Source organism: Methanolobus sp. ZRKC4, from assembly GCF_045291305.1.
Classification (GTDB): domain Archaea; phylum Halobacteriota; class Methanosarcinia; order Methanosarcinales; family Methanosarcinaceae; genus Methanolobus.
In genome coordinates this window covers 1,346,777-1,370,105 of sequence record NZ_CP146983.1, presented here as the reverse complement: position 1 = coordinate 1,370,105, position 23,329 = coordinate 1,346,777, and the positions used below count along the sequence as shown (strand labels likewise).

Annotated in this window: 24 protein-coding genes; 9 read left to right on the top strand and 15 right to left on the bottom strand. The window is 37.6% G+C overall.

Features of this window, described 5'->3' with window-relative positions; all coding sequences use genetic code 11:
• The first annotated feature begins 39 nt into the window (after window positions 1-39).
• Window positions 40-1,074, top strand: coding sequence for an AI-2E family transporter (locus V7O67_RS07195; protein WP_342305527.1), 1,035 nt, complete (start codon window positions 40-42; stop codon window positions 1,072-1,074).
• Window positions 1,075-1,100: 26 nt separating this feature from the next.
• Here the strand turns inward: V7O67_RS07195 and V7O67_RS07190 are convergent, their stop codons facing one another.
• Genes V7O67_RS07190 through V7O67_RS07135 form a run of 12 tightly spaced genes read right to left on the bottom strand, consistent with a single transcriptional unit; the run spans window position 1,101 to window position 9,518 of the window.
• Window positions 1,101-1,505 (bottom strand): hypothetical protein, encoded by a 405-nt coding sequence (locus V7O67_RS07190; RefSeq protein ID WP_342305528.1) that lies wholly within the window; start codon window positions 1,503-1,505, stop codon window positions 1,101-1,103.
• Window position 1,506: 1 nt separating this feature from the next.
• A complete protein-coding gene (locus V7O67_RS07185; RefSeq protein ID WP_342305529.1) occupies window positions 1,507-1,671 on the bottom strand; it encodes a hypothetical protein in 165 nt (54 codons plus the stop codon).
• Complete coding sequence (locus V7O67_RS07180; RefSeq protein ID WP_342305530.1) at window positions 1,671-2,027, bottom strand: hypothetical protein; 357 nt, start codon at window positions 2,025-2,027, stop codon at window positions 1,671-1,673. Before V7O67_RS07180 ends, V7O67_RS07185 begins: the two co-directional genes overlap by 1 nt.
• Window positions 2,027-2,404: a hypothetical protein gene (locus V7O67_RS07175; protein WP_342305531.1), complete on the bottom strand. Its 378-nt coding sequence runs from the start codon at window positions 2,402-2,404 to the stop codon at window positions 2,027-2,029. The genes V7O67_RS07180 and V7O67_RS07175 overlap by 1 nt, the downstream gene beginning before the upstream one ends.
• Before the next feature lie 2 nt (window positions 2,405-2,406).
• Window positions 2,407-4,917 (bottom strand): hypothetical protein, encoded by a 2,511-nt coding sequence (locus tag V7O67_RS07170; RefSeq protein ID WP_342305532.1) that lies wholly within the window; start codon window positions 4,915-4,917, stop codon window positions 2,407-2,409.
• Between the two features lie 4 nt (window positions 4,918-4,921).
• Window positions 4,922-5,170 (bottom strand): hypothetical protein, encoded by a 249-nt coding sequence (locus tag V7O67_RS07165; RefSeq protein WP_342305533.1) that lies wholly within the window; start codon window positions 5,168-5,170, stop codon window positions 4,922-4,924.
• A 2-nt stretch (window positions 5,171-5,172) separates the two neighbouring features.
• Window positions 5,173-7,545, bottom strand: a complete 2,373-nt coding sequence (locus V7O67_RS07160) for a hypothetical protein (protein WP_342305534.1) — start codon at window positions 7,543-7,545, stop codon at window positions 5,173-5,175.
• A gap of 9 nt (window positions 7,546-7,554) precedes the next feature.
• Window positions 7,555-7,953, bottom strand: coding sequence for a hypothetical protein (locus V7O67_RS07155; RefSeq protein ID WP_342305535.1), 399 nt, complete (start codon window positions 7,951-7,953; stop codon window positions 7,555-7,557).
• On the bottom strand, window positions 7,950-8,378 hold the full coding sequence (locus V7O67_RS07150) for a hypothetical protein (protein ID WP_342305536.1): 429 nt from the start codon (window positions 8,376-8,378) through the stop codon (window positions 7,950-7,952). Before V7O67_RS07150 ends, V7O67_RS07155 begins: the two co-directional genes overlap by 4 nt.
• Complete coding sequence (locus tag V7O67_RS07145) at window positions 8,371-8,790, bottom strand: hypothetical protein (protein ID WP_342305537.1); 420 nt, start codon at window positions 8,788-8,790, stop codon at window positions 8,371-8,373. The genes V7O67_RS07150 and V7O67_RS07145 overlap by 8 nt, the downstream gene beginning before the upstream one ends.
• Window positions 8,783-9,121 carry a hypothetical protein gene (locus V7O67_RS07140; protein ID WP_342305538.1) on the bottom strand — a complete coding sequence of 113 codons (339 nt, stop codon included), beginning with the start codon at window positions 9,119-9,121 and terminating at the stop codon, window positions 8,783-8,785. The genes V7O67_RS07145 and V7O67_RS07140 overlap by 8 nt, the downstream gene beginning before the upstream one ends.
• A gap of 13 nt (window positions 9,122-9,134) precedes the next feature.
• Window positions 9,135-9,518: a hypothetical protein gene (locus V7O67_RS07135; RefSeq protein WP_342305539.1), complete on the bottom strand. Its 384-nt coding sequence runs from the start codon at window positions 9,516-9,518 to the stop codon at window positions 9,135-9,137.
• A 142-nt stretch (window positions 9,519-9,660) separates the two neighbouring features.
• On the opposite strand from V7O67_RS07135, the gene V7O67_RS07130 reads away from it, so the two are divergent.
• From V7O67_RS07130 to V7O67_RS07110, 5 genes are all read left to right on the top strand, one after another.
• Complete coding sequence (locus V7O67_RS07130; RefSeq protein WP_342305540.1) at window positions 9,661-9,822, top strand: hypothetical protein; 162 nt, start codon at window positions 9,661-9,663, stop codon at window positions 9,820-9,822.
• Window positions 9,823-10,230, top strand: coding sequence for a hypothetical protein (locus V7O67_RS07125; protein WP_342305541.1), 408 nt, complete (start codon window positions 9,823-9,825; stop codon window positions 10,228-10,230). It abuts the gene before it with no gap.
• Complete coding sequence (locus tag V7O67_RS07120) at window positions 10,214-11,044, top strand: zonular occludens toxin domain-containing protein (protein ID WP_342305542.1); 831 nt, start codon at window positions 10,214-10,216, stop codon at window positions 11,042-11,044. Before V7O67_RS07125 ends, V7O67_RS07120 begins: the two co-directional genes overlap by 17 nt.
• Before the next feature lie 372 nt (window positions 11,045-11,416).
• On the top strand, window positions 11,417-12,940 hold the full coding sequence (locus V7O67_RS07115; RefSeq protein ID WP_342305543.1) for a hypothetical protein: 1,524 nt from the start codon (window positions 11,417-11,419) through the stop codon (window positions 12,938-12,940).
• A 71-nt stretch (window positions 12,941-13,011) separates the two neighbouring features.
• Entirely contained in the window at window positions 13,012-13,704 is a 693-nt protein-coding gene (locus V7O67_RS07110) for a hypothetical protein (protein WP_342305544.1), read from the top strand.
• 225 nt (window positions 13,705-13,929) lie between these two features.
• Here V7O67_RS07110 and V7O67_RS07105 read toward each other — a convergent pair whose 3' ends face one another.
• The 3 genes from V7O67_RS07105 to V7O67_RS07095 form a co-directional block, all read right to left on the bottom strand.
• On the bottom strand, window positions 13,930-17,064 hold the full coding sequence (locus V7O67_RS07105; RefSeq protein ID WP_342305545.1) for a tetratricopeptide repeat protein: 3,135 nt from the start codon (window positions 17,062-17,064) through the stop codon (window positions 13,930-13,932).
• Between the two features lie 241 nt (window positions 17,065-17,305).
• Window positions 17,306-18,520, bottom strand: a complete 1,215-nt coding sequence (gene cas1 / locus V7O67_RS07100; protein WP_406671337.1) for a CRISPR-associated endonuclease Cas1 — start codon at window positions 18,518-18,520, stop codon at window positions 17,306-17,308.
• Window positions 18,517-19,368: a hypothetical protein gene (locus tag V7O67_RS07095; protein ID WP_342305547.1), complete on the bottom strand. Its 852-nt coding sequence runs from the start codon at window positions 19,366-19,368 to the stop codon at window positions 18,517-18,519. Before V7O67_RS07095 ends, cas1 begins: the two co-directional genes overlap by 4 nt.
• A 309-nt stretch (window positions 19,369-19,677) precedes the next feature.
• On the opposite strand from V7O67_RS07095, the gene V7O67_RS07090 reads away from it, so the two are divergent.
• The 3 genes from V7O67_RS07090 to V7O67_RS07080 are packed head-to-tail and all read left to right on the top strand — an operon-like array spanning window position 19,678 to window position 23,329.
• Complete coding sequence (locus V7O67_RS07090; protein ID WP_342305548.1) at window positions 19,678-20,319, top strand: hypothetical protein; 642 nt, start codon at window positions 19,678-19,680, stop codon at window positions 20,317-20,319.
• Window positions 20,320-20,331: 12 nt separating this feature from the next.
• Entirely contained in the window at window positions 20,332-20,664 is a 333-nt protein-coding gene (locus V7O67_RS07085; protein WP_342305549.1) for an HNH endonuclease signature motif containing protein, read from the top strand.
• Window positions 20,657-23,329, top strand: a complete 2,673-nt coding sequence (locus V7O67_RS07080) for a hypothetical protein (protein ID WP_342305550.1) — start codon at window positions 20,657-20,659, stop codon at window positions 23,327-23,329. The genes V7O67_RS07085 and V7O67_RS07080 overlap by 8 nt, the downstream gene beginning before the upstream one ends.

The window sequence follows — 23,329 nt, the reverse complement described above, 5'->3', positions numbered from 1 at the left end:
ACGATATATGGATATTAATCTTAAATACCAGGGACAATAATGAAGGAAGTAATGAAACAGTCAGGCAAGATGCCACAGGCACTCCTGGTGCTTAGTGTAATGGCAGCCGTACTTATTTACGCCCTTTACCCCTACATCAATGCATTTTTCGGGGCATTCATACTGTATGTGGTCTTCAAACCACTATATACATACCTTACAAACAAAAAGAGCTTAAACAAAAGCATAGCAGCTTTTACGATCATCTTCCTAACAGTCATTTTAATATTGATCCCATTATACATACTCATAACAATAGTGGCCCTCCAGATGCAAAATATCCTGTTTGACACGGATACCATTCTTAAATATATAGACTCATTAAGCCTCTATGTCAATCAACTGCCTCTTGAAAAATTACCCGTAGAGATTAGCATACGAGATAAAATAACAGAAGTTATTGCATCAGCTGCCAATTTCTTTAGCATTCTGCTCTTAAATGCAATTCAAAGCCTGGGACAAAGGCTTATTGAATTTGTGATAATGTACTTCCTCCTGTACTACCTGCTTACAGGAGTTGGGTCAACATACTCAATTAAACTTCAAAATGCAATACCATTCAACAGGAAGAATACGGAAATCCTCAAAAATGAATTCAAGTCCATTGTTAATGCAACACTTATCAGTTCGGGCATAATTGCCTTTGTACAGGGAACAATACTCACAGTGACATTTCTTTTGCTTGGAGTTGAGGGTGCATTCCTCTGGGGCTTTGTCGCAGTTCTTCTCTCTTTCCTTCCAGTAGTCGGTGCAACACTCATATGGGCACCTGCAGTAATAGTTCAATTAATTCAACAGGATTATTTTACTGCTTTGGGCATTTTGATAGGAGGTGTACTCCTTAGTTCTGTTGATAATTTCCTCCGGCCATTGATACAGAAGAAAGTCGGGAGTATTCACCCCCTTGAATCAATTATAGGAGTGATAATCGGATTGAACCTATTCGGACTACTGGGAATTGTGATTGGTCCTCTGTTAATATCATACGTAGTCCTCATGGCAAAGATGTTCAACGAGGAGTATTTACAAGATTGAGGATGTTCTTCAATTTAAAATAGAGATTATAACTCAAACCCCGGAAGATCCATTTCCAAAGGATTTGAACCTCCTCTACCTTTTTGGCCAGGCTGATTTTGTTTAGGTCTTCCTTTTTTCTTCGATTTGTTTTTAGTTGAAGACCTGGAACTTGATTTTTGTTGTCGTGTCTTAGCTGGTATTTCAGGGCCCATATCTAAAGTATCTACAGCATTGCTCAGGCCTGAGATAACCGAATTGACAGTCTCTTTCTGCTTTGCTCTTTTCAAGTTCTTACGAGCCTTGAACTCTGCTTCATCTTCTGAGAGGCCTAGATTCACAAGCTGCTTTTTTTCTACAGCTATGGCTTTGTTCTCTTTTACAGTCTTTAGCTTCTTGTTGATTGCTTTTTCCTTCTTCTGTTCATTAAAAAAGTGTTTTATGAAACGCATTTTATCTACCTCCAAACATCTTGGATATCAGTAAACTCTTTGAGATCTTCCTGGCAAGCATCTTGCCATTCTCATCAAAAACATTCAATCGCTCTTTATTGATCTTTTCAATATCTGACACGTTACGAACTCTTTTCGCCTCCCCTTTATCGTCTATTACAAACATCAGTATCCTCCACGGCCCTCAAACCATCCATACAGAACACCCAGTAATCCCAGGATCATGAGCAGATATAGTACGACCTGCACCTCCGCAGGCACTGCCTTCGTCAATACAGCCGATACTATCAACAGTACAAGGGACGGAGCAAATACTTCCTGGTATTTCACCAGCGTTATTCCTACAGTCACAAACAGTACTATGAGCCACCACCAATCACCATAGACCTGATTGATCCAGACATCAGTAAAAGGAGTGAAGAAAGCATCATAGCTTGATAGATTGGTGAATTTCATAATGCTGGGATAATTGCTGACATTAAATCCCGTTGTGTTGAAGCTTGGTATCGTAGTGTTCGACATCATCCACCTCTGTTAAACAGTTTATATGCAACTCCCAAGATCACCAGGGCATCCACCGCATAGCCTATCAGGTCTGCAATGGCATCCGGGATGTAGAAGAGTTTCAGGATCGTAGGTACTCCAGTAAAGATGAAACCGATAAATGTGACAGCCATAGACAGACCTCTGTAAACGACCTTGCCAAGTGTTCCAAAGTAATCAATGATATTGTTTTCATCGTTGCTGGTTTGATTCAGGTCCTCTCGCATATCATTGATCGTTTGTTGTGGAACAACATCAACATCCTCCTGAACAGGAAATATGCCGGTCAGGTTCACTATGCCAATACTTAATTGAATCAGGATCAGGGCAGTAACAGCTGACTTGAAGGAGACCATTATCAGGTCCTCCTGGAGCGATGCATCATAGCAGATACTGCAATGATCACAGCTATTGCTATTACAATACCAGTGACCTGCAGCCAGCCCCAATACCAGAACAAGCCTGCAAATGCAGCCCCTATAACACAGCCCACATCAGCACGGAACTGGCCAAAAATCAAGATGGAGACTACAACAATCCCTGCACTGATAAGGTTGTAAAGCCAGTCTGGTGCGTCCTCAGGCAATAATATCAGTCTTTCCGGTTGTACACCATCACCGCTCCAGGTCACAAGTCTGGTGACTGCTATGTCCTCTCCAGAAACGCTCAGAGCAGCAAAACCAACATAATAGGTACTATTGATATCCCCTGTAAAAGTGAAGCTCCCTGAGTCCGTAGCACTGGAAGCCGTGTATAAGTTTGTTCCGTTTGTGGCGTTCACCCAGAACATGCAATTATCAATCTCCAGGGTTGACTCGTAGGAAAGGGAAATCACTCCGGAATCATCATGATTAAATGAATAGCTCAACCATTGCTCCGTTAGATCTACAGGAGAATCACTGAGCACAATATCTATCACACCGTCTGCATCCGGAGTCAACCATCCGTAATTTATGGTCCTGTCAGGAGTTTCGATGTAGAGAATGTACTGATCAGTTGCAATAAGGTAAGTGGAAGTAATCCCTTCAAAGTCAAAGTATGAAGAGAATACAGTATCAGTGCCATTTGTGAGAGGCTTATCCAATCTTATAATGCAATCTCCCTCATTGTAGGCACCAGTATTGTCAGTGAGTACAAACTGGTCGAATATGACGGTTTCATTCTCAGATGGGAGATATACATTAAGCTCTGCAAGGCTGGTTATATCCACATAGATTATTGAGTTCCTGGAATAGTAACCATCTGCAGAAACACGAACTATATATTTATCAGTCGATAGACTGTCGTAACTTAGACTGGATATGTTCGTTGCTTCTGAGATTGTGGCTTCTTTACTGATATCTTCGTTATAGATCACTACATAAGAAGGGAGAATCGAGTTAGATGTGGTTTCATCATAGACATAGATGTTCAGTGCATTCAGGACCACGTTGAATGAGTCGCTGTATGTATAGCTGTTTCCGGCTTCATCATATGATACCTGATACCAACTAATAACCTCACCTGTATAGCCAGTGGTGTCTATGGTGGTGTTGAACCATTCTGTAGTGGATGAGAATGTGGTGCTTTCTTCCAGGGAGTAGCCGGAGCCATAATCTACATAGAACGATGCATTTTTTAAGTTAGTATCTGACCATTCTATATTAGTGTGTACTACTGTGCCGTCGGCTATGTTGTTGTAATCCGGGTCAATATCAATGCTGCTTATTGCAGGGTCTATTGAGTCATATGTAAAATACCATGTGTCTGAAAGATTGTATGTTGTGTTAGCTCCTACGGTGGATGATGCATTAACATACCAGGAATGCACACCTTGTAAGAGAGAGGGGGATAATGTATTATTACCCTCATCAATTGCACCTGACCATATCGGTGATGAATCAATATACACTATAGTACTTAGATTACCACTGCCTGAAACACTATACTGCAAAGATCCATTAGAAGTTATTGAGGCATTAAGAGGAGTTATGAGGGAGACAGACACCACTGGATATGGGGCTTCATCTGTGATTTTGATACTTTCTGTAGTGGTGTTAATATCGATGTCAACGATTGGTACAGATATCTGATAATCATTGAGCTGGGTCGCTTCATTATTTTGAATTTCAATAATATAATACGTTCCTGCGTCAGTAACGGAAATTGTCGGTTCATTTGAAGTGTACTGCCGAATAGTTACATTGTCAAGATATTCATATACTGATGTACTTGTTACCCAGTTCTGTTTCCATTTCACATAATTTGCAGATCTTGTGTTTGTACCTTCTGTAGAGGTTCCTAACAAGTTGCCGTCCATGTCGTAAACATACCAAACCTGATTAGATTTACTTGAAGTTACAAGTTTTATACGGTACCAAGTGCTCATCACACCATCATAGAACATGTTACCATTATAGTAAAACTGGCCACTGCTAGATGATTGATGCAGATAACCTGCTGTGTTATCATCTATTGCAGTACTCCCGACAGCAACAGAACAACCATATGAATTTGGTGCAACGCCGTAAAAATCAAATTCTAAAATAAAGCCATCTTCTTGCTCATTTGTTATACGAGCCATATCAGAAGATGAAGAATATACCCCCCCTACTTTTCCTTTTCCTGTAAAAGAGCCAGTTCCTTCTTCTATTTGCCCTGTCCATTCTGAGAAATCACCTGAACAGTTCTCAAAAAAAGTATAAACTGCTTCGCCGTTTGGAGTATAGCCGGGTATTTTTTCTACATATAGTGTGAGATTGCTGCTGCCAGATATATCCACAACTGTTGTTAGATTAGTGTTATCAATATAATAGGGATATTCCTCGGCTGCCACCATATTAATACTGAGCAGCAACACGACAAGAACAGGAAATAGTCTAAGCTTCAAACAATCACCTGTAATATCCACCGCTTTCAGTAGTAGTTGACTCGGCAAACGCACTGATCATGAGTGCAATGCCTACCAGGATAAGAGAATAATAACGAGCTCCTCTCACAAACACCAGAGTAGGATGATTATATATTCCCAGGGTGGTGGCATAATCATCCATGACATCAAAAATTGGCTCTGAGAAGATTACCGTAGCTGCAATGGTAAACATCCCTGCAAAAAACCTGAACCATGCACCCACAGCTCCCATGCTTAAAGTCTCCTGAACGCCTTATCAAGTCCTTTTGGAACCTCCAGGGGATTGCCATACCGATTAAAGAGATTCTTCTCCTTACCGCTCCCACGCTTTGTAGTTCTCTTTTCTGCAGCCTTTCTCCTGGGAGTATAATTTGGAATCTCTGGTAGGATAACAGGTGGTACTTCCATGGATGCAAGAGATCGGGATATTTGTGAAACTGGATCCGGAATGGTTTCCTTCTGTTTTCCCCGAGGCCTTGGAGAAGGGTTCACATCAGGCATCAGAGATGGTTCAGGAATACTATCACGATAAGGTTTAGTGGATTTCTCATTGTTGGTGTTTGGCCTGGGAAATGAATCTGGAATAGGTTTTATTTGTGGAACTGTTGACCCCACAGAAAACACTAAGCCTAAGGGATTAGCGCTTCTTTTTGAATTTGAGAACTGCTTTATTTGAGTACTTATGATAGAGTCCTGTATAGATGATGGATCAATATTCCGTTTTGCTGCTTCATTGATGTCAGAGAACTTTTGTGTCCTATCGATCATTGAAACATCGGAGTCTTTGTATGTTGCAAGTGGTTGCTCTACCTTGACAGACTTCAGGGTCATAGGAGGCATTTCACCAATGAATGGATCCTTTACATTGTACCTGGGCTTAACTGCCAAAGCCCCCTGCTCATCAGAGATAAAGTTCTTGAGTGACCTATCCTTTACAAGACCAGATTCAAGCATTTTAGGTTCTTGAAAATCTGGTTTTTTATAGTAGTCGTAGATGTTAAAATCATTAACAACCTTACCATCTACATTAATTTCTCTAGTGAATTCAGGAAGCTGTAGCACATTCGAATCACCAATGGTAAGCTCACCTTTTTGCAGATCTACTCGCTTTTCAACTCTGAAAGGATTGGTGAACTTTGTTGTGCTAATTTCAGGCATGTCACCGATCAACCCGGATGTGTCCGGTGCATTGATCTTTGTAGCCCCTGACTTTTCATAGATAGCTGATTCTATTTTGCCAGTTGGCTCAAATTCAACAAATGAACCTTCTGATGTCTTGATGTTTCTAAGCTTACCAGTATATTGTTTTGATATTGCCGCTGCCTGTTTATCTGAGAGCTCGACATATATGTCAGTGTAGCCTCCGCTTTTTTTGCCGATCAAGACATCTGTGGCTGGCTGCTGTGGTTTGATGGTTGTGATTTCCCGGTTTACGGCTTTAATTTCAAAAGAATCGACACCAAAAGCAGACCCTTTGTAGGTCGCTTCTGTCGTTGGTTTTACTACTGGTTCCTGTATTTTCACAGCTTCCGGAACTTTCATTTTCAATAAGAAACCCTGTTCCGTACTTGATGAAGTGATAGCAGGAAGTTTTGATTTCATAGCTCCTGCTCCGGCACCTATTGTAAATGGAATGATTTCTGTGGAAACCGCCGTTCCAAACCTTTCAGCTTTTTCCTGGGTTGTAGGATCCCTTTCAAATCCCTCACCTGTCAGGACCGGTGCAGTTATCCTGGAATTAAGATCTAATCCATACAGGCCAGTCAGTCCCACTCCTGCCCCATACCTTGCAATGGTATTCCCGACTACAGGGATCTTGGTTACTGCAGCTCCTGCCCTGGCAACTCCCGGAGCTTTACTCAGTACTCCCATGGCAGGACCTGTAAGGGCACCCATACCAACCATAAGAGCGATATCAACCGGATGTTCCTGGACCCCGGAGTATACGCCTTTTCCAAAAGAGGAAAATGTATCAACTGCAGCTCCTACATTCTCATTCTGGTGTGCAGTGTCATACACTGCAGTGTGAGCTTTGAGCATTGTAGGATGAGAAAGTTCGTACTCGTTTCTTTTTGATATCAAAGCATCGTATGTGGGGATCTTCTCTGACACTTTGTCTTGAAGCCTGGAGTATTCTACACCTAGAGGAGTGGTTTCTGTTGGCAGGTTCAGTCCGTTATCAACATTAGGTGTAGAGGTAATGCTCATCCTTGAAGCAGGATCACTGCCATGCAGCTGGTGTGGACTGGTACTTTGTGCTTCAGCATATGCTGCTTGATATTCAGGCCTTACTGGTGATGGGACGGACTGCCTAGTCTCAGATACTATGGATACCTGAGATGTTGTGGAGCTTGCAGGTTGCAGTACCCTGCTTTGATAAGGATCCATCTGCGACTGGTACTGATTGATTATCTGCTGTTCTCTTGCCTTTTTTGCCTGAGCTGCTTGCTGTGTTTTGGCTGACTTTTGTGCTTCAACCTTTGCCCTGTACTCAGCTGGTGTTTCGGTCTTGCTGGAACTGGAAGAGGTTGATTCTCTGTGTTCCCTGAGCTTCTTAGAACCAGAGCCTTCTGTTCTGCGTTGACTGGAGAGCTTATACGTTCCCATTTTATCTCCTTAACTAAGTGTGATCGGAGCTGTCGTTGTAGCTACACTTGCAGCCTGTTGTGCAATTGTTGCAGCCCCTCCGCCATCCAGCATCTTGATAGCAACTACAGCACCAATGAGCATCATCACAAAAGGAAGAGCAAGCTTGGCAAAGTCATATGCCTGGTTTTGCAGTTTTCTCCGGAGCTTGTCCTTCTCGATCTGTATCTCTGCTTCTAAGAGCCGGGGATTACTTTCCTTCAGATAATTGATGACTGAAGACGGACGGAGAACACATTGGTTAAGGATCGCTCCGTTCTCATACGTCTCCCTGATAGCAAAGTAATCAGCTGCAGTCATATTCCATCCTGCTCCGTTGCCTATGAGGATATCAACTGTTCCATCATCGTTCTTGACAGCGATAGTCATTGTTTAGCCTCCTGTGATTGAAACTTTTTGAACTCTGCAGGTGTCATTTCCTGAGCTGAAAGAATTGCCATCATTTGGTCATACCTCTCAATCCCGTATTTTTTCAAAGCCTGTATTGCTGGCAGTACCTGTGGTCTGACTGCCTGGGAATACGGAGCATATACGATAATTCCAGGCTTGTTGCCATACCTGACAACATCTTCACGGCCAAACTCGAAAATACCGTGGTTCTTGGTCTTATAGGCCAGACTGTCAAGGGTTGCTTTGACTGGAGTAAGTTCACCATCAGCATCGCATACCCATACCAGCCTTTTTGCCAGAGCTATGCGAATTGCATGTGGATTCCAGCGAACAATGAGTATGAGCAATAGAGAGGATACCAATGCCCAGGTCATGACCAGATTAAATAACTGTGCGTTATTCATTGGCGTTTCCTCCCTTCTTCAAAAAGCTTCCAAGAATACCCATGTTGCCTTTTTGCGTATCACGGTACTCGATGCTTTTGTGAACTCCTGCGATCTGCTTGACGGCAAACCCGTTTAATGAAAGTGATAGAGCTGCAGTGGAATATGCACGCAGCTGGATGAAATCAAGTCTTGTATATGTATCGCTGATCTCATACCTGCGTTTTCCATTGATCTCTTCTATCCGGGCTAATTCCTGATCGTCCTGGATATCAATGATCTGATCTTTGGTCAGATTGCTAAGCTGCATGACCTTGTTAATAAATGGAAAATACTTCTCCTGAAGTGCATAGGATACATCCCCAGGAGTTCCGATCAGCTCTGCAATAGAACCCATATATGCAGATCTTGGAATTTCTTCTGTTTCACTCATATTTTATGCCCTCGTTTTCTTTTATTCCCTTGATCTCCTGCAGGAAGCTCAGGCCAGTGATGACACTATAGATGAGTGACACTGCCATGAACGCTCCACAGACCATGGCAAAACTGGTGGAATAGATCGCTGTAGTATGCTCTATGATCTGATCACCCACAACCTGGACACTGACCTTTTCAACATAGTATGATGCAAGGCCTGTCAGGATCCACATTACCGTGGAAAGTATCGAGAACAGCAACTTGTTATCCTTTTCAGGAAACACAAATGCAGCTATGAAAGAACCTGCAGAAAGGAGAAAAAGAAGATAATAGAAGTCGATATACATCGATATCGACCTCTTATCTGCTGATCATGACGACAACTCCAAGGATCGCCACCGCACCAAGGATGTACGGATACATTCCCATGAGATTGATCGCACCCCATCCGGATGATTTTGCATTGTCATATGCAGCCTGAGCCTGCGTATCGTTTGCCAGGGCTCCGGAATTCATCTGTTCATCTGCCTGGGTCTGGAACTGTCCTACCAGGATAATTGCAACATACAGCAATATGATCGTTGAGATAATGACCCCTATCACGTTGCTTGATCCAGCTTCATCCTGTACAAACTTGCCATTTAAGGCAGCTGCCAGCATATCAACTAGTACCAGGAACATTCCCACAAGCATCATCATGACAGTGATCGGATAATTTGCTACTTTTTTGATATTTTCATTCATAAGTATCACAACCTGACACTGAAAGATATATGTGCATTATATAAATAGGACAAGAAAGTAATCCCTTGTAGTCACTAATAACTACATTTAATATTTTAATAACACAAAAGGGATAGTGAATATGCTAAATGGGATAATATTAATGTCAAAACTGGAAAACATATCTGTCAGGAAAGTATCGAAAAAAGGCCATTCAATAGCCGTCACAATCCCTTCAAATTGGGCACAGGTTGGGGAGAGCGTTTGTGTTGCTATCAAGAACGAGAATACGTTGGTCATTTCCAAGAACTTGAAAGGTGAATAAATGAGTCGCATATATGCAGATAGTTCAAACCTGCAGGTAGTCAATTTCACAGACCTTATTCTGCAGATCAATTATTTCATTGTCCAGAATGCCGCATTTCAGAATAATGGAGCAATTTTAGGATTGGTGGAGCAGCTGGACAACATAATGGATCCGTACAAGGACAAACAGTATAAGTCCGAATTGAAAGAGATGATGAAAACAGATAGTGTTGATGCAAAAACCCCGAATGAACTAAAGCAAATTCAGCTCAGCATTGAGCAGGACCTGGTCAGACGCAAACACAGGGCTTTGATGAGATTAGCGCACAGGAAGAGGTTCCTGCCAAGTGCAGCCTGTGGAAAAGATGATATCTTCGCTGAAGAGCAAACTGGTGTGATAGAGGTTAACCATGAGCTCCAGTATTGATGCCGTTGCCGGCATGATCCGCCACCGGATCAATGAGCAAGATAAGAATTTCATGTGTGTCATGGTGGGTGAAACCGGATCCGGAAAAAGTGCGGATGCTGTAGAGCTGGCCAGGAGAATAGACCCTTCATTTGAGGATAATCCCCGTATCGTTTTCACGCCAAAAGATTTCCTGGAATATATTCCTAAAATGAAGAAGGGTCAGGCTCTTATTTTTGACGAGGCAGGTGTAGGAATCCCAGCCAGGGAATGGCAGAGGATCCAGAACAAACTGATAGGTTACGTGACACAGCTTTTCAGGCATCTGAACCTATGTGTCATATTCACTGTCCCTTCAATGTCGTTCATTGACAAGCAGGTAAAAACATTACTCCATGCTGTCATTGAAACAAAGACCATAGATTTCAAGAATAACCTGGGTGTGGCTAAATACTGGAGGATCAATCACAACCCGGTATTTGATTTTACAAAGCTTGAGCCACTTATCCTGTTCAGTGGGGGTAATCATACTACCATTGACCCTCTCTATATCCCTCATCCTCCACTTGAGGTATGGAACAAATACGTAGCGATGAAGGAGGCATATGCAAACCGATTCTACCAGAATGCTTTCAAAGAGGTCAGCGGAGAGAAGGATCTTGTTGACGGTAACAGGATAAGACTGCTCACAAACAAAAGTAATGCGTTTGACAAAGCTTTGCCAATACTTAAGGAGAATAGGACATGGAAAGAAGTTGCTGAATTGCTAGGGTATTCTGAGCGGACCTTACAGAACTGGACGAAGACAAACACCGCAACAGCAGCAGTTGTTTAATCATACATAATAGTATAACTGAAAAGCGATAGCCTCAAGCAAATGATAGATTGGTTAAAACTGTGAGTGTTGCGTGCTTCTGCCAGGATGAGGGTGGGCTAGTCAGTCCAGAGGAGATCTCCAGAGAAGGGTAGTGAGGTGAATCTAGCTTCCAATTATACGGTAGAATGAGATAAGCTTGATATTTTAGGCAAATTTGAAAGTATAATTCCAAGTTTTGAAGATAGAATTGGTTCGAATTACACCCGTCGCACAATTGTGTGGGGTAATAGGTATCTTAGAAAATAGATACTCAGAATTTTTAAAAGTTGAAATTTCGTCTATATTTATGGTCTGATAATTTTTAAATAGTTGTCCTTCCACTATTAGCTTATGTTTTGTTCAGAGTGTGGTTCACAACTATTTTTTGGTAAAGGGTCTGATTATCAGAAAATCTGGTGTGCAACTTGTGAAGGGTTAAAAATATTATCTAAAGAAGAAAGCAAAAATGTGTTAAATGAAGATATAAAAAAAAGCGGACAAGAAATTAAAAGATTAATAAATCTTTTTGAAGCTAAATCTTTATTACCGATTCTATTTGTAACACGAGAAGGTTATCTTTTACCTGTTTTAGACGGAAGAGGGCCTAATTTTAGAAAATATGTAGTTCTTACTGAATTAATCTCGAAAGTTATAATTGAAGGTAGTAAAGGATCTCAAATATGTAATCCACTTGACTCTAATTTCCAAAAGTTAATACATCTAACAAATATGAAAAATGTAAATCTAAGATTACGATCACTTATAAATGATAATTTGGGTAGTGTTCTTCTTGTTCCAGCCAATAAAGTACAAGATATAACTCTAGATTTTGAAATTGGCAAAATAGTAAATAGAATTAAAATGCCCGAACCAACAAATTCCAATGTCATAGAGGTATTCAAGTTTCATGATGATTGGAAAGATATAATGCAGAATTATAATGATAATGGATTTATTTCAGCTACTGAATTATATAATAACCAAATTAATAATATAAGGTATGATGCTATAATTGAAGAACACCTTGAAGCACTTAACCTTAAAACTTCACTTGAACTTTCAATGAATAATCATAATTTATTAAAACAAGATAAATTTAAAAACAATTTAGAATATACTGAGTTGCTTGTTAAATTATCTCAATCTTTTCTTCATACATTAGAAGTTGAAAAACAAACTCCTCTGGAGTTTGAATGTTCACTTACTCGTGTAAGTAAGAAAAAGTTTAAAAAAATCATAAAAATTAATGGCTTCAATGTTCAAAGGACATATGATTTACTTGTATCACAAGTTGGAGATAAAATAAATTATCCACTCATTTATGCTGACGGAAGTAAATTGTTGGTTCCACCATTAACACTTGGCATTTTTGCAAAACTTTTAAAAGCATTATATTCCCAGGAATTTAAAGATAAATTATCTGAAGAAAGTTATATATTCGAGGACAAAGTATGCAAAATCTTAGAAGATATTGGATTGAAAACTGACCAACCGAATGATGCTACTAAAAAATTAGTCAATATTGAAGACTTAGATAATCCAGGTAATTTCGAAATCGATATTGTTGCTTATAGTTATCAAACTGAAAAATTGTTTGTGATTGATTGTAAACATGTTTTTATAACTAGTGAATTTATTTCAGGTACTCGAGAGCAAACAATAATCAAAAAATTTAAAGAGCAACCGGCTAAGCAGAGACGACGAATAGAATATATTAAAAACAACTTGAAACGCTTTGGCTTTGACTCAAGTAAAATAAAAAAATATGTTAGTGTGTTAATAACAGCTAATAAAGAGCCTATAGATGTTTTAGAAAATTGCCATATTGTTTCAATACGTGAGATTGAAAAAATTAAAAATCTTGAACCACTTTGATTTGTGAAGTTTATGATCTTCAAAAAATAATATAAATAAATTAATTAATGAATAAAAACCTTTAATAAAATATGCCTATTGAAACTTATAATGGAAAAACATTTGTTGCTTTTGTAGATATTTCTGGTTTCAAACATTACATGAAGCATGAACCTGAAAAAGCCGTGAAAGCGATTGATAGTTTTTTTCATAATGGTTATTCGATTTTAAAAACTCAGCACAATGAATTCAAAGTCGAGGGTATATTTGTTTCTGATTGTTGTATTTTATTTGTTAGAAATGAAACTAGGTCTGCAAACAGGATATATAAATCATTTAAATCGTTGTTGGATATAGTCAAACAGCTAAATATCGCTATGTTACGAGATAACTTCATGGTAACAACATCAATCGCTTATGGAGAATTTAGCTATCAAGATAGAATTGAATTTACAGGCATTACTAAAAACCCAATCATTAGCAATGCTTACATTTCTGCTTACTTAAATTCAGAAGTAAAGCCAAAAATCAAACCTGGACAATGCCGTATAGTTAAAGAAGATTTACCTAAAAAAGTTGATAAATCAATTTATGAAGCTGGTAATATTGACATCATCAAAATGATAAGAAACAGAAAATATGATACAAACAATTACTATTATTATTGGACTTTGGATGATTCAAATGAAATAGATAATTTTGAAATTAATTATACATCAGCTTGTAAACTGGATGAAAAACATAAGTACGATAAAATATTAGACCTCTTAAAAAATAGATTTTAATACCAATTGCAAAATATAGAAAATCAATTTTGAGAAGTTCAACTGCCTCTATGAAATCTACATTACATTATGATTTTAAGGCTCTGTAGAAATCCTATAAATTCAAACAATTATGCATATCAATAAAATTTCGAAATGTGGTTCAGAATATTGATTATTTTTGCAGAATTTAGGCTATAGATGTTGATTTAATTAGGTTTTCTACAGAGCCGATTTTAACTCAAATTAAAACGGTTTAATGATAAGTGAGTCAATAATATCTTTAGGATTGGTGTATGTGATTGTAATAATTGTGCTAAAAACTTGGTCAGCTTTATCAAAGTCACCACGTTGATAGTAAAAGTCATCAGCTTTTTCAAGATATTCAAGTCCTTTTTGCAAGTCCCCCATACTTGCATACAATATACCTAAATTATAGTATGTTCGTATAATTCCAACTTCGTTTCCATTTGATTCTTTAATCTCTATACTTTGGAGATAATTCGCTTCAGCTTCTTTAGGGTTTCCTATTATAAGATTTGTAGTGCCCATGTCATTAATGAACATTGCCATCAACTCAAAATCATTAATCTCCTTGGCAATACTAATAGCTTCTTTATGTGCTGCGACGGATTCAGTATATTTTTTAGTGTATTTTAAAGCAAGAGCAAGAAACCCATATGTGGAAGCAAGATCCATTTTTTCACTTAGTTCTCGACCGAGATTTATTTTGTCATTGCACAACTTTTCTAAATCAAGCCAGTTATGTTGTTGATATTTTTTAGGAATCAATTCCATATAGGTAGAAGAAAGCTTCTTTTTATCGTTTAAATCTAAAAGGTAAACTACCATTCGTTCATATAATTTTATAGTATTATTATAATCTTCCAATTTATCATATATCATGATACAGTTTTGGCATACCATTAAACAATGAGTTGTTGAATTAAATTTTGAAAATAAATCCAAACTCAAATTGAAGTACTTAATTGCCTCATCGAAATCATTTTTATTATTATAAAAAATTCCTAATTTATTATAGGCAAATGCTTTTGTATAATTATTTTTTGTTTCTTCACAAAGTGAGATACTTTTATTATATAAAACAAGAACATTTTTATGATTGCATCGTTTCTCTTGAATTTCACCTAAGTTTAACAAGCAGTTTGCTAAATTATCCTTGAAAGCTGTCTTTTTAGCGTATTTTATTGCTAATTTACAATTGTGTAAGGCTAAATCATAATCACCTTTGTTAATGAAATTGGATGATATATTAGAATAAATTGTAGCAGCGTTTTGAACTAAACCATGTTGCCAACATAAATCTAAAACTTGATTGTAACATTTATTAGATTTATCATATTCTTTTTTATCGGCCAATAAAGTCGCAAAATTCTCATAAGCAGCCTCAATTGAAAGAACCTCCTCACTTTGTTTTGCAGCTTTTATTTCTTGGCGATATTCTTTTTCAGCTTTCTCTAATTGCCCTCGATCTGCATAGATATTACCCAAATTTGCACTGGCATTTGCAATTCCACTGTAATCTCCAATTTCAACTGCTATATTTTTGCATTTGGCAAACATAGACATTGCTTTATCCCAATCTTCGTAAGCCCTGTATATTAAACCCAATAAATTAAAGAGTACCAATTCTATGTCAGGAAAATTAACGCTTTCAATTTCACTCAAAGCTTCATTAGCATACATAAAAGATTTATCTACTTCACCAATTTCTAAATATACAGAACCAATATTTATTAAACAGCTTATTTTCCCTTTTATATCGTCTTGAGGTTCGTATAAACTTAAACTTTTAAGTTGAAAATCCAAGGATTTAGTTACATCTCCTTTATTTAGATATATTAAAGAGAGATTGTTAAGTAAAGATGAAACACCATTGTCATAGTCTAACTTATAAGACAAATCTAACATTTCAGTAAATTTGCTTTCAGCACTATCAAGATCATGTTTTATGACATATATTTTTCCAAGTATGGTTCCAATAAAAATCCAAACTTCGGGAGGTAATGTTTCTTGCTTGTACAGTTGCAAGAGTTCAAACAAAGGAGTTACATACCCTTGCCTAAGCAGCAATTCACTAGTGTGTAGTGTGATTAAAGCAGAATTTAAATCGTCTCCAGCGTTAAGCAAATGATATTGCAATTCGATTATCTCATTTGTTTGAACTACCTTTTTGGATAGATAATATTCAGCTGCAAAGTCGTGATATGACGCTTTATTTTCAATTAAAGAGTATGAAAGATTCTTGATAATGGGATGAGATGAATAGAGTTTGCCATTTTTTTCAATTAAGTGCTTTCCGGATAATTTAAAGGAAGTTTCAATTGCATTTGACAATCCATGTGCTTTTATAGCGTCAATGTTGACGGCTGTCCTATAGACTGAAAGTGCTTTTAAGACCTGTTTTTCTTCAGTAGACAAACCTAAAAATATTTCATTAAAGAGATAAGAAACTAGATTATCAGGTAGGATTGGAGATTGACTAAATAGGGATTCCAAATCGTAAACATTTTTATCATATAAAGAGATCAGTTCAAGTGCAATAGGGTGTCCCTCAGTCAAATCATAAATCTTTAAAAGCGTATTTTCATTTACGTTACAACCTAAATTAGATAATTTTTTCCTGCTAGAATCATAATTTAGCCCTTTTAAACTGACATGAAATATATTATCAGAAGAAAGATCATGTTCTGTATAAAACTTACAAAATGGAGACGGTCGAGTAATAACTACAAATATGCTTTTTCTAAGATTTCTCTTTAATTTTTCAAAAATAGCTTTAGCTTGACTATCTTTTAAAGTATGATAATCATCAAAAAACAAAACAAATGAATCTTTGTCTAATTCTTCAATTATAATATCGCTTAGAAAATTTAAATCACTATTTCCTTTACAGAGTAAGCCATGTGCTTTAGAAAAGTTGTTTTGATGTAAAAATGAAGACAATTGACATAAAATAGTTTTTGCTGAATCAATCTCGTTGATTGTATACCAAAATACTTTTCCCTCTAAATTATGTTGTTTAGCAAGTTCAGTGCCAAGATATGTTTTTCCTACTCCTGGTATTCCTTCTATTACGATAACTCTTGAACCAGAATCATTAATATTTTTTATATCTTCATCTCGTCCTAAAAAATGATGATTAGTAGGAATGGATTCTTTATATTCACAACATTCAGTATTATCATTGAGTTTAGCTAAAAAATCAGATAATCTTTTATCTTGTCTTTTTTTAATTGCTAAATTTGCAGAAGCAGATATAAAACCACCGATCAAAGGTACTGAACTTAGTGTTGTTGTAATAAATTGAACCCTATCCTCCAGATCAGTGGAAATGGTATTGTCAGTTGTTTTCTCCATTCAATAGTATATAGTTTCTTCAATGCTAATAAAATTTATGATTTTGTAAATATCATATTAATGAAAGTAATAATCATTTATTCTTATCATTTTTGAAGTTACAATTTCGGATAGTATGTATTTTACATTGTAGTTTTTAATTGTCGCCTATGTCTCCTGAGTCTGTCTCTTGTCTGTCGTTTGCATTTGTCTCCTGAGTTGTCATTGAAAACGACAAAAGGACAACTAAAGGACACAAAAATTAACCATTTGCAACAAGTTTCTCCCACTTATCCAAACGTTCTCTTACATGAGCATTAAGCGTAAAAGGCTTATCTGCCTTCGCATTTTGCTTCATATAATGTAATGTACCCTTAGAAAATCCTAGCTTTTTCCAATCAGTATAAGAAATACTGAGTATCTTCTGTCGTATGTCGCTTGTATCCTGCCGCCTTGTTGCATACTGGGGATTAACAAAATCAATGTCCTGTCGTTTACCAACTAAATACTGAGCCAATTCCCTAGCTTTCAGGAATATCACATAACTCCACATTGACATCTTGTTTTGATAGCTAACTCGTGTGTTAACACACGAGTTGACTGCTTCGGTTAGTTTCTTAGCGCCAGTGGGCCTCAGTCTCAGAGAATAGCTTTCAGTTCTAATGAAATCCGTCTTATCTATACCATTAGTCTCTATAAGCTTGATAACAGCTAGATCAACAAGGAATCTAAAAGGTTCTTGCAGGTCATAGGCTAAACTGCTCTTGCTAGGGTTCATCTCATGCAAAAACCCTACATGAGCATCAAGACCAACCGTATTAATAGCTCTCAGACATTCAGCTTCAAGCAGAGTATAACCATAATTGAGCATGACATTTACCATATCCCCGGCTGCTATGGCCCCCCGGCTCTGGTCACTTCTGGATTCATAATCGTATTTCTCAGGAACGATCTTTGAGAATTCATTCCAGTACTTGTATGCAACTCCACCTTCCACACCTAGAATATCACTAACCTTCTTGGCAGATTCTAGCTTCTTCAGATCTGGTGAGAAATCATAATCAATTTGAGGATACCTTTGTTTAAGATAGTCCATAACTACAATGGACTTATCAAACTTGGCTTCAATGAACTTTTTTGCGATCTCAATTCTGTGTTCATTATCCTCAAAAGCATGATACTGAGCAAACTTGATTTTGACATTGGTACTTTCAGGAGGTTGCATTGTGGTAAGGAGCTTACAATCCCAGTTTAGAATAGAGATTTGAACATTGTGTTTAATCAACCATCTAATAGCATCAAGAGTCAGGTTTCCATTTCTGCCATAAACTATGATATGGTCAATATCAATCCTTTTTGGAGAGAACACATACTCTTCAGGCTCTTCATTAGCTGAAGTCCTACCATCTTTGACATGTAACTTTGCACCACTCACACGCATATCAATGCCATGACCATTTAGCAGCAGGAATTTCATTTTAAGTCAACTCCTGGAATCTCACCACTTTCTACTAAACCAAGATTCTTCTTTGCCTGATACCTTATTTGAGAGAGAACTTTGGCGTTTGTATTTTTCCCATCTTTCCTCAACTCAATTTCAAGATCGAAAAGCACAGTCCGATGGCTCTCAATAACTTTTGCTGTATATCTTTTATCATACTCATCTTTAACATTTGAGAGATCATCCATTGTTCGAGCATCCTCAGTAAGTTGGTCAATTACGGCCCCATCTTCGTATATGCCAAGCAAAGCAATGACATGACCTCTTAGAGCTGAATGTTTCTGAGGTAATGAGGAGATTTTTGCCAAAAGTATTCTCAATTTATCAAGTAGAGCAGGAACATCTCTTGGTTGATTCCATTTATCAATGATATTGTAAGAAAGAATAACTAAAATATAATATGTTAATTCAATATTATCTTCATCTAGATTCCTGACAAGAACATCCAGTTGTGAGGGATACAATGAATAGACATTTTTGTAACTATCTATTTCTGCTAAAGCTGTAAGTTTGTCTTCATCATCTCCACTATCAAACAGCTCCAAAACAGAATCAATGTGTTTTATCAGTTCAAGGCTTTGTTTTAGAACAACATACTTGAATTTCTTATTCGGTGCTTCAATGCCGTATTTTTCAACTTGTCCAGCTTTTAATATATCTATGAACCCAGCATCTTTCAATTCATCTAATCGTCGAATAATTGTTCTTTTGCTGCGGTGACTTTCGTAGGCATTTATAATATCTTCCCTCTTTACAATTCCGTAGCTAGAGAGGTATTCTTTCAATTCTTCAGCTAAATCTTTGCTTTTTCCTTGCTTACTCATGAGAACACCTCTGTTTTTTTATAAATGTCATGTTTTTTAAATATCGGACAAATCCCACTAAATAAATGTAAAATTGTCTTAATTATATGACAAAACACATCAAATTAGATGTCATATTACATGTCACAATTGAATATAATACATTCGGTTATTTTGGATGTTGATGATTAAAAGTCAACCTACAAACAGGCTAACAATAACGTTAGCTCCCTATTTTAGGGATAAATTAGAACAGCTATCTAAAAAACTAAGATGCTCTCAGGCTGAAGTGCTCCGAATAGCATTATTCAAGTTAGCCGAGGAAGAACTATGACTAAGAAACGTTTTTCCAAGGAATACAGAACCTATGGTCAATGGTTAAAGGCTCAACCGAGAGATACCAGATATGCAAAAAGAATAATCCGAATGCATGAACGTTTCCCAAACTTTGCTCTCAAAGAATTGAGAAATGTAACTCTAAAGGACCATGATCTAAGTACAAGATCTTGGAAGCTTCTTTCTTCACAGGAAAAGAGAGACCGCCACCTATCAATCAAAATGCTCAGGGAAATGAGAAATGGAAATTACCTGAGTCATGTAATTGAAAGGTTTGGTGTTGGCAAGGAGTTTGCTGTCAAACATCTTGGAAAGTACCTCCACAAATCAGGCGGGAAATGGAAAGTCACAGCTTCAGATAAAGTCGAAGCTGAGATGCTATTCTATGAAAATGGGAAAGGGCAGAGAACCATCGTTACAGCCAGTTCCAAGGATCGGTCTTTGATTGGTGAGTACTTTGCCTATGTATCAATAGCTGTAAACAGAAATGATCCTTCGTTTCTTGACAAGTTCAGAGATAGACCAATTATTGATGCTGAAGGTAAAGTCCACTATTTTGAGACAGACCTTGACAGACTTCACGAAATAACACAAGCTCAGGAAGAGCCTGAATTTTTAGAGATATACAAAAACTAAGGAGTGTAAACTATGGAAAAAGATGAATATGCGAATTACATTAGAAGAAACAAGAAAGGCAAGAAACCACCTATTGCATGTGCTGTTTGTGGAGAAGATAATAAAGAAGTCATTGAAATGCATCATGTTGATGGAAGGAATAATTCAGACTGGGTTAAGCCGCTATGTCAGAACTGTCATATAAAGATAACAGCAGAACAGAACAAACTCAGTCCTAAAACAAGATCTAAAGATACTTCTCTGCAAAATCTGAAAGCCTTTAACATTATCTCAATTGGTGCTTTACTAAGGGATCTTGGACAGCGATTAATCAATCTTGGTATGGGGATGACTGTAAATGTCTAAGATAGCTGTAAGGGCTTTCACTCAAAAGTGCAACCCTATTAATAGAAACTATCCTCAAAGAAAAGAGCCTCCTTTGAGACATAACCGAGTATTGGTCTTTGATACTGAAACAACAACTGATCAATATCAAAACCTAAAGATTGGTTTCTTTCAGATATACCAGGATGGATACATTCAGCATGAAGGGTTATTCCATGACCCCTCTATGTTAGATGACCGTGAGAATAAAGTTACTCTGGCATATCCAATAAAGCAAGACCTTCCACTCTATTCATTAAAAGAGTTCGTAGATGAGGTATTTTATCCTGAAATATACGGTCTTGGTACTCTTTGCATTGGTTTCAATCTAGCATTCGATATTAGCAGAATAGCAAAGAAAACAGGAGATTCAAGGAAGGGAAACAAAGGCGGATTTACACTTACATTATCAGACAATCCTTACAATCCACCCATAATCATCCGTAAGATGGGAGAATCTTACACATATAAGTTCTCTACAACCAAACAAAACAAGGGTAAAGATTATTTTCCCGGTCATTTCCTTGATGCTCAAACACTTGCTGAAGTTCTTTTGCAAAAGAAACGTATCTCACTTGATAAGGCATGTGAGTTGCTTGACACAAAAAACAAGAAGATGAAAGGTATTGAACACGGTATTGTTACTGAAAGGTACATTGACTATTTGATTATGGATGTCAAATCAACCTATGACGTGTACTTGAAATTGCTTGATGAACTTGATCTATACCAGATAGATATTCCTCTAACAAAGATATTCAGTGCAGCTTCCCTTGGAAAATACGCTCTTGATCAGTTGGGAATTCAACCATTCCACAAACAAAACCCTCTATTCTTACCTGATACCCTTGGTAATATCATGACGGCTTACTTTGGTGGCCGTTGTGAATGTATGTTCAGGAAGCAACCCACAAAAGTTACAGTTCTTGATTTTACCAGCATGTACCCATCTGTTACAATGATTCTGGATATGTGGAAGTACATAATAGCCGAGAAATTACGGACTGTGGATGCGACTGAAGAGATCAAAGACTTGCTTTCAAAGGTATCTCTTGAGTACTTGCAGAATAAGGAAAATTGGAAAGACTTTGTTGGAATGGTCAAGATCATTCCTGACAACGATATACTACCTACAAGAATGGATTATAATGGTAAGAAACAAAGCTTGAATGTAGGAGTTAATTATCTTTCTTCCAAGTCTCCAATATGTTTTTCCCTGCTCGATGTAATCGGTTCTGTGCTTTCGACAGGGAAAGTACCTGAGATTGTTGAAGCAACTCGATTTGTCCCTTCAGGTATGCAAAATAGTCTTGTGAAATCTTCTATTCTTGGTATTGAAGTTGATCCTAAGAAAGATAATCTCATTCAGACCTTTGTTGAAGAGAGACAGAATATCAAAACTAGAATGAAGAGTATGGATAGAGACTCATCAGAGTATCGTCATCTATCGAGTCAAGCACAGGCTATCAAAATTCTTGTTAATGCTATGAGTTATGGGATCTTTATTGAACTCAATCCAGAGGATAAGAAGAGTGATATTGAAGTCTATGGGCTTGATAGCTTTGATACTTCTGAGAATAGATATGAAAAGGCCGGAAAGTACTTTCATCCACTGCTTGCAGTGATGATCACTTCCGGTGCACGGCTGTTTTTATCCATGGCCGAGGCCAAGGTAAAAGAGCTTGGTGCAGCCCATGCTTACATGGACACCGACTCTGTGTTTGTTCCGCCTGAGCACGCTCAGGAGATTGTGGATTATTTCCAGCCCCTAAACCCTTATGACCTTGACATCTCTTTGCTAAAACCTGAAAAAGAGGATATGTGGTTCTATGGAATATGTTCTAAGAGGTATGCTCTTTACAACAAAGAAGGTGAGAATTTTAGCTTCTATGAGCATGAGAGATCCTACAAGCTACATGGTCTAGGCCATTTGACTAATCCATTTCCTAATGGTAATAAAGACTGGCATGCTGATGTCTGGCTGGATATTCTTCGCTTACATTATGGGATTATAAAGCCAATAGATATTGAAGAGAGGTATTCTAATCTCTATGCTATCTCAAGGCTCACAGTCAGTACTGCTAATGTGTTGAAGAGGTTTAAGACGATCAATGAAGGCAAACCATGGTCTGAACAGATCAAACCTTTTAATTTCTGCACTGTTGGTTTTCAAACCATTGAGGATGATGGACAAACTATCAAACCTCTTGCTCCTTTCTCTAAAGATTCACAGAAAATAGTCTATGAACCATTTTTAGACTACAATACAGGTGAGATCAAGCAAGGATCACATTATTTTAAATCTCTAAATACAACAATAATGCAGTATGCAGATCATCCTGAGTACAAGTATGAAGGTGATATTGGTCAGATGAAACGCAGGCATATCCATGCAGACAGTGTTGTTCTGATTGGAAAGGAGGCTAACAACATTGATGATCAAGCTTTGGATATAGGACAGGCTCAAGTTTTCCTCAATAAACAGGATATCATGGATAAGATTATGCAACTGGATGTCAAGATGGGGAGAAAAGTAGGTATTGCTTACAGAGGCACTCTGAAGAGGATTCAGGATAAGATAAAGCAAACAGGAGACATCAATCTGAATGCTAGGTTTATGAGGGAACTTGCGGATAAGCTCATCTGA

Excerpts from the sequence above, each read along its gene's own strand:
- V7O67_RS07125 (WP_342305541.1), top strand. The coding sequence starts at position 9,823 with ATGAGTCGCATATATGCAGATAGTTCAAACCTGCAGGTAGTCAATTTC.
- cas1 (WP_406671337.1), bottom strand. The coding sequence starts at position 18,520 with ATGAAATTCCTGCTGCTAAATGGTCATGGCATTGATATGCGTGTGAGT.
- V7O67_RS07180 (WP_342305530.1), bottom strand. The coding sequence starts at position 2,027 with ATGTCGAACACTACGATACCAAGCTTCAACACAACGGGATTTAATGTC.
- V7O67_RS07090 (WP_342305548.1), top strand. The coding sequence starts at position 19,678 with ATGACTAAGAAACGTTTTTCCAAGGAATACAGAACCTATGGTCAATGG.
- V7O67_RS07150 (WP_342305536.1), bottom strand. The coding sequence starts at position 8,378 with ATGAATAACGCACAGTTATTTAATCTGGTCATGACCTGGGCATTGGTA.
- V7O67_RS07110 (WP_342305544.1), top strand. The coding sequence starts at position 13,012 with ATGCCTATTGAAACTTATAATGGAAAAACATTTGTTGCTTTTGTAGAT.
- V7O67_RS07095 (WP_342305547.1), bottom strand. The coding sequence starts at position 19,368 with ATGAGTAAGCAAGGAAAAAGCAAAGATTTAGCTGAAGAATTGAAAGAA.
- V7O67_RS07185 (WP_342305529.1), bottom strand. The coding sequence starts at position 1,671 with ATGTTTGTAATAGACGATAAAGGGGAGGCGAAAAGAGTTCGTAACGTG.
- V7O67_RS07175 (WP_342305531.1), bottom strand. The coding sequence starts at position 2,404 with ATGGTCTCCTTCAAGTCAGCTGTTACTGCCCTGATCCTGATTCAATTA.
- V7O67_RS07135 (WP_342305539.1), bottom strand. The coding sequence starts at position 9,518 with ATGAATGAAAATATCAAAAAAGTAGCAAATTATCCGATCACTGTCATG.
- V7O67_RS07190 (WP_342305528.1), bottom strand. The coding sequence starts at position 1,505 with ATGCGTTTCATAAAACACTTTTTTAATGAACAGAAGAAGGAAAAAGCA.
- V7O67_RS07085 (WP_342305549.1), top strand. The coding sequence starts at position 20,332 with ATGGAAAAAGATGAATATGCGAATTACATTAGAAGAAACAAGAAAGGC.
- V7O67_RS07165 (WP_342305533.1), bottom strand. The coding sequence starts at position 5,170 with ATGGGAGCTGTGGGTGCATGGTTCAGGTTTTTTGCAGGGATGTTTACC.
- V7O67_RS07105 (WP_342305545.1), bottom strand. The coding sequence starts at position 17,064 with ATGGAGAAAACAACTGACAATACCATTTCCACTGATCTGGAGGATAGG.
- V7O67_RS07160 (WP_342305534.1), bottom strand. The coding sequence starts at position 7,545 with ATGGGAACGTATAAGCTCTCCAGTCAACGCAGAACAGAAGGCTCTGGT.
- V7O67_RS07115 (WP_342305543.1), top strand. The coding sequence starts at position 11,417 with ATGTTTTGTTCAGAGTGTGGTTCACAACTATTTTTTGGTAAAGGGTCT.
- V7O67_RS07195 (WP_342305527.1), top strand. The coding sequence starts at position 40 with ATGAAGGAAGTAATGAAACAGTCAGGCAAGATGCCACAGGCACTCCTG.
- V7O67_RS07080 (WP_342305550.1), top strand. The coding sequence starts at position 20,657 with ATGTCTAAGATAGCTGTAAGGGCTTTCACTCAAAAGTGCAACCCTATT.
- V7O67_RS07145 (WP_342305537.1), bottom strand. The coding sequence starts at position 8,790 with ATGAGTGAAACAGAAGAAATTCCAAGATCTGCATATATGGGTTCTATT.
- V7O67_RS07130 (WP_342305540.1), top strand. The coding sequence starts at position 9,661 with ATGTCAAAACTGGAAAACATATCTGTCAGGAAAGTATCGAAAAAAGGC.
- V7O67_RS07155 (WP_342305535.1), bottom strand. The coding sequence starts at position 7,953 with ATGACTATCGCTGTCAAGAACGATGATGGAACAGTTGATATCCTCATA.
- V7O67_RS07120 (WP_342305542.1), top strand. The coding sequence starts at position 10,214 with ATGAGCTCCAGTATTGATGCCGTTGCCGGCATGATCCGCCACCGGATC.
- V7O67_RS07140 (WP_342305538.1), bottom strand. The coding sequence starts at position 9,121 with ATGTATATCGACTTCTATTATCTTCTTTTTCTCCTTTCTGCAGGTTCT.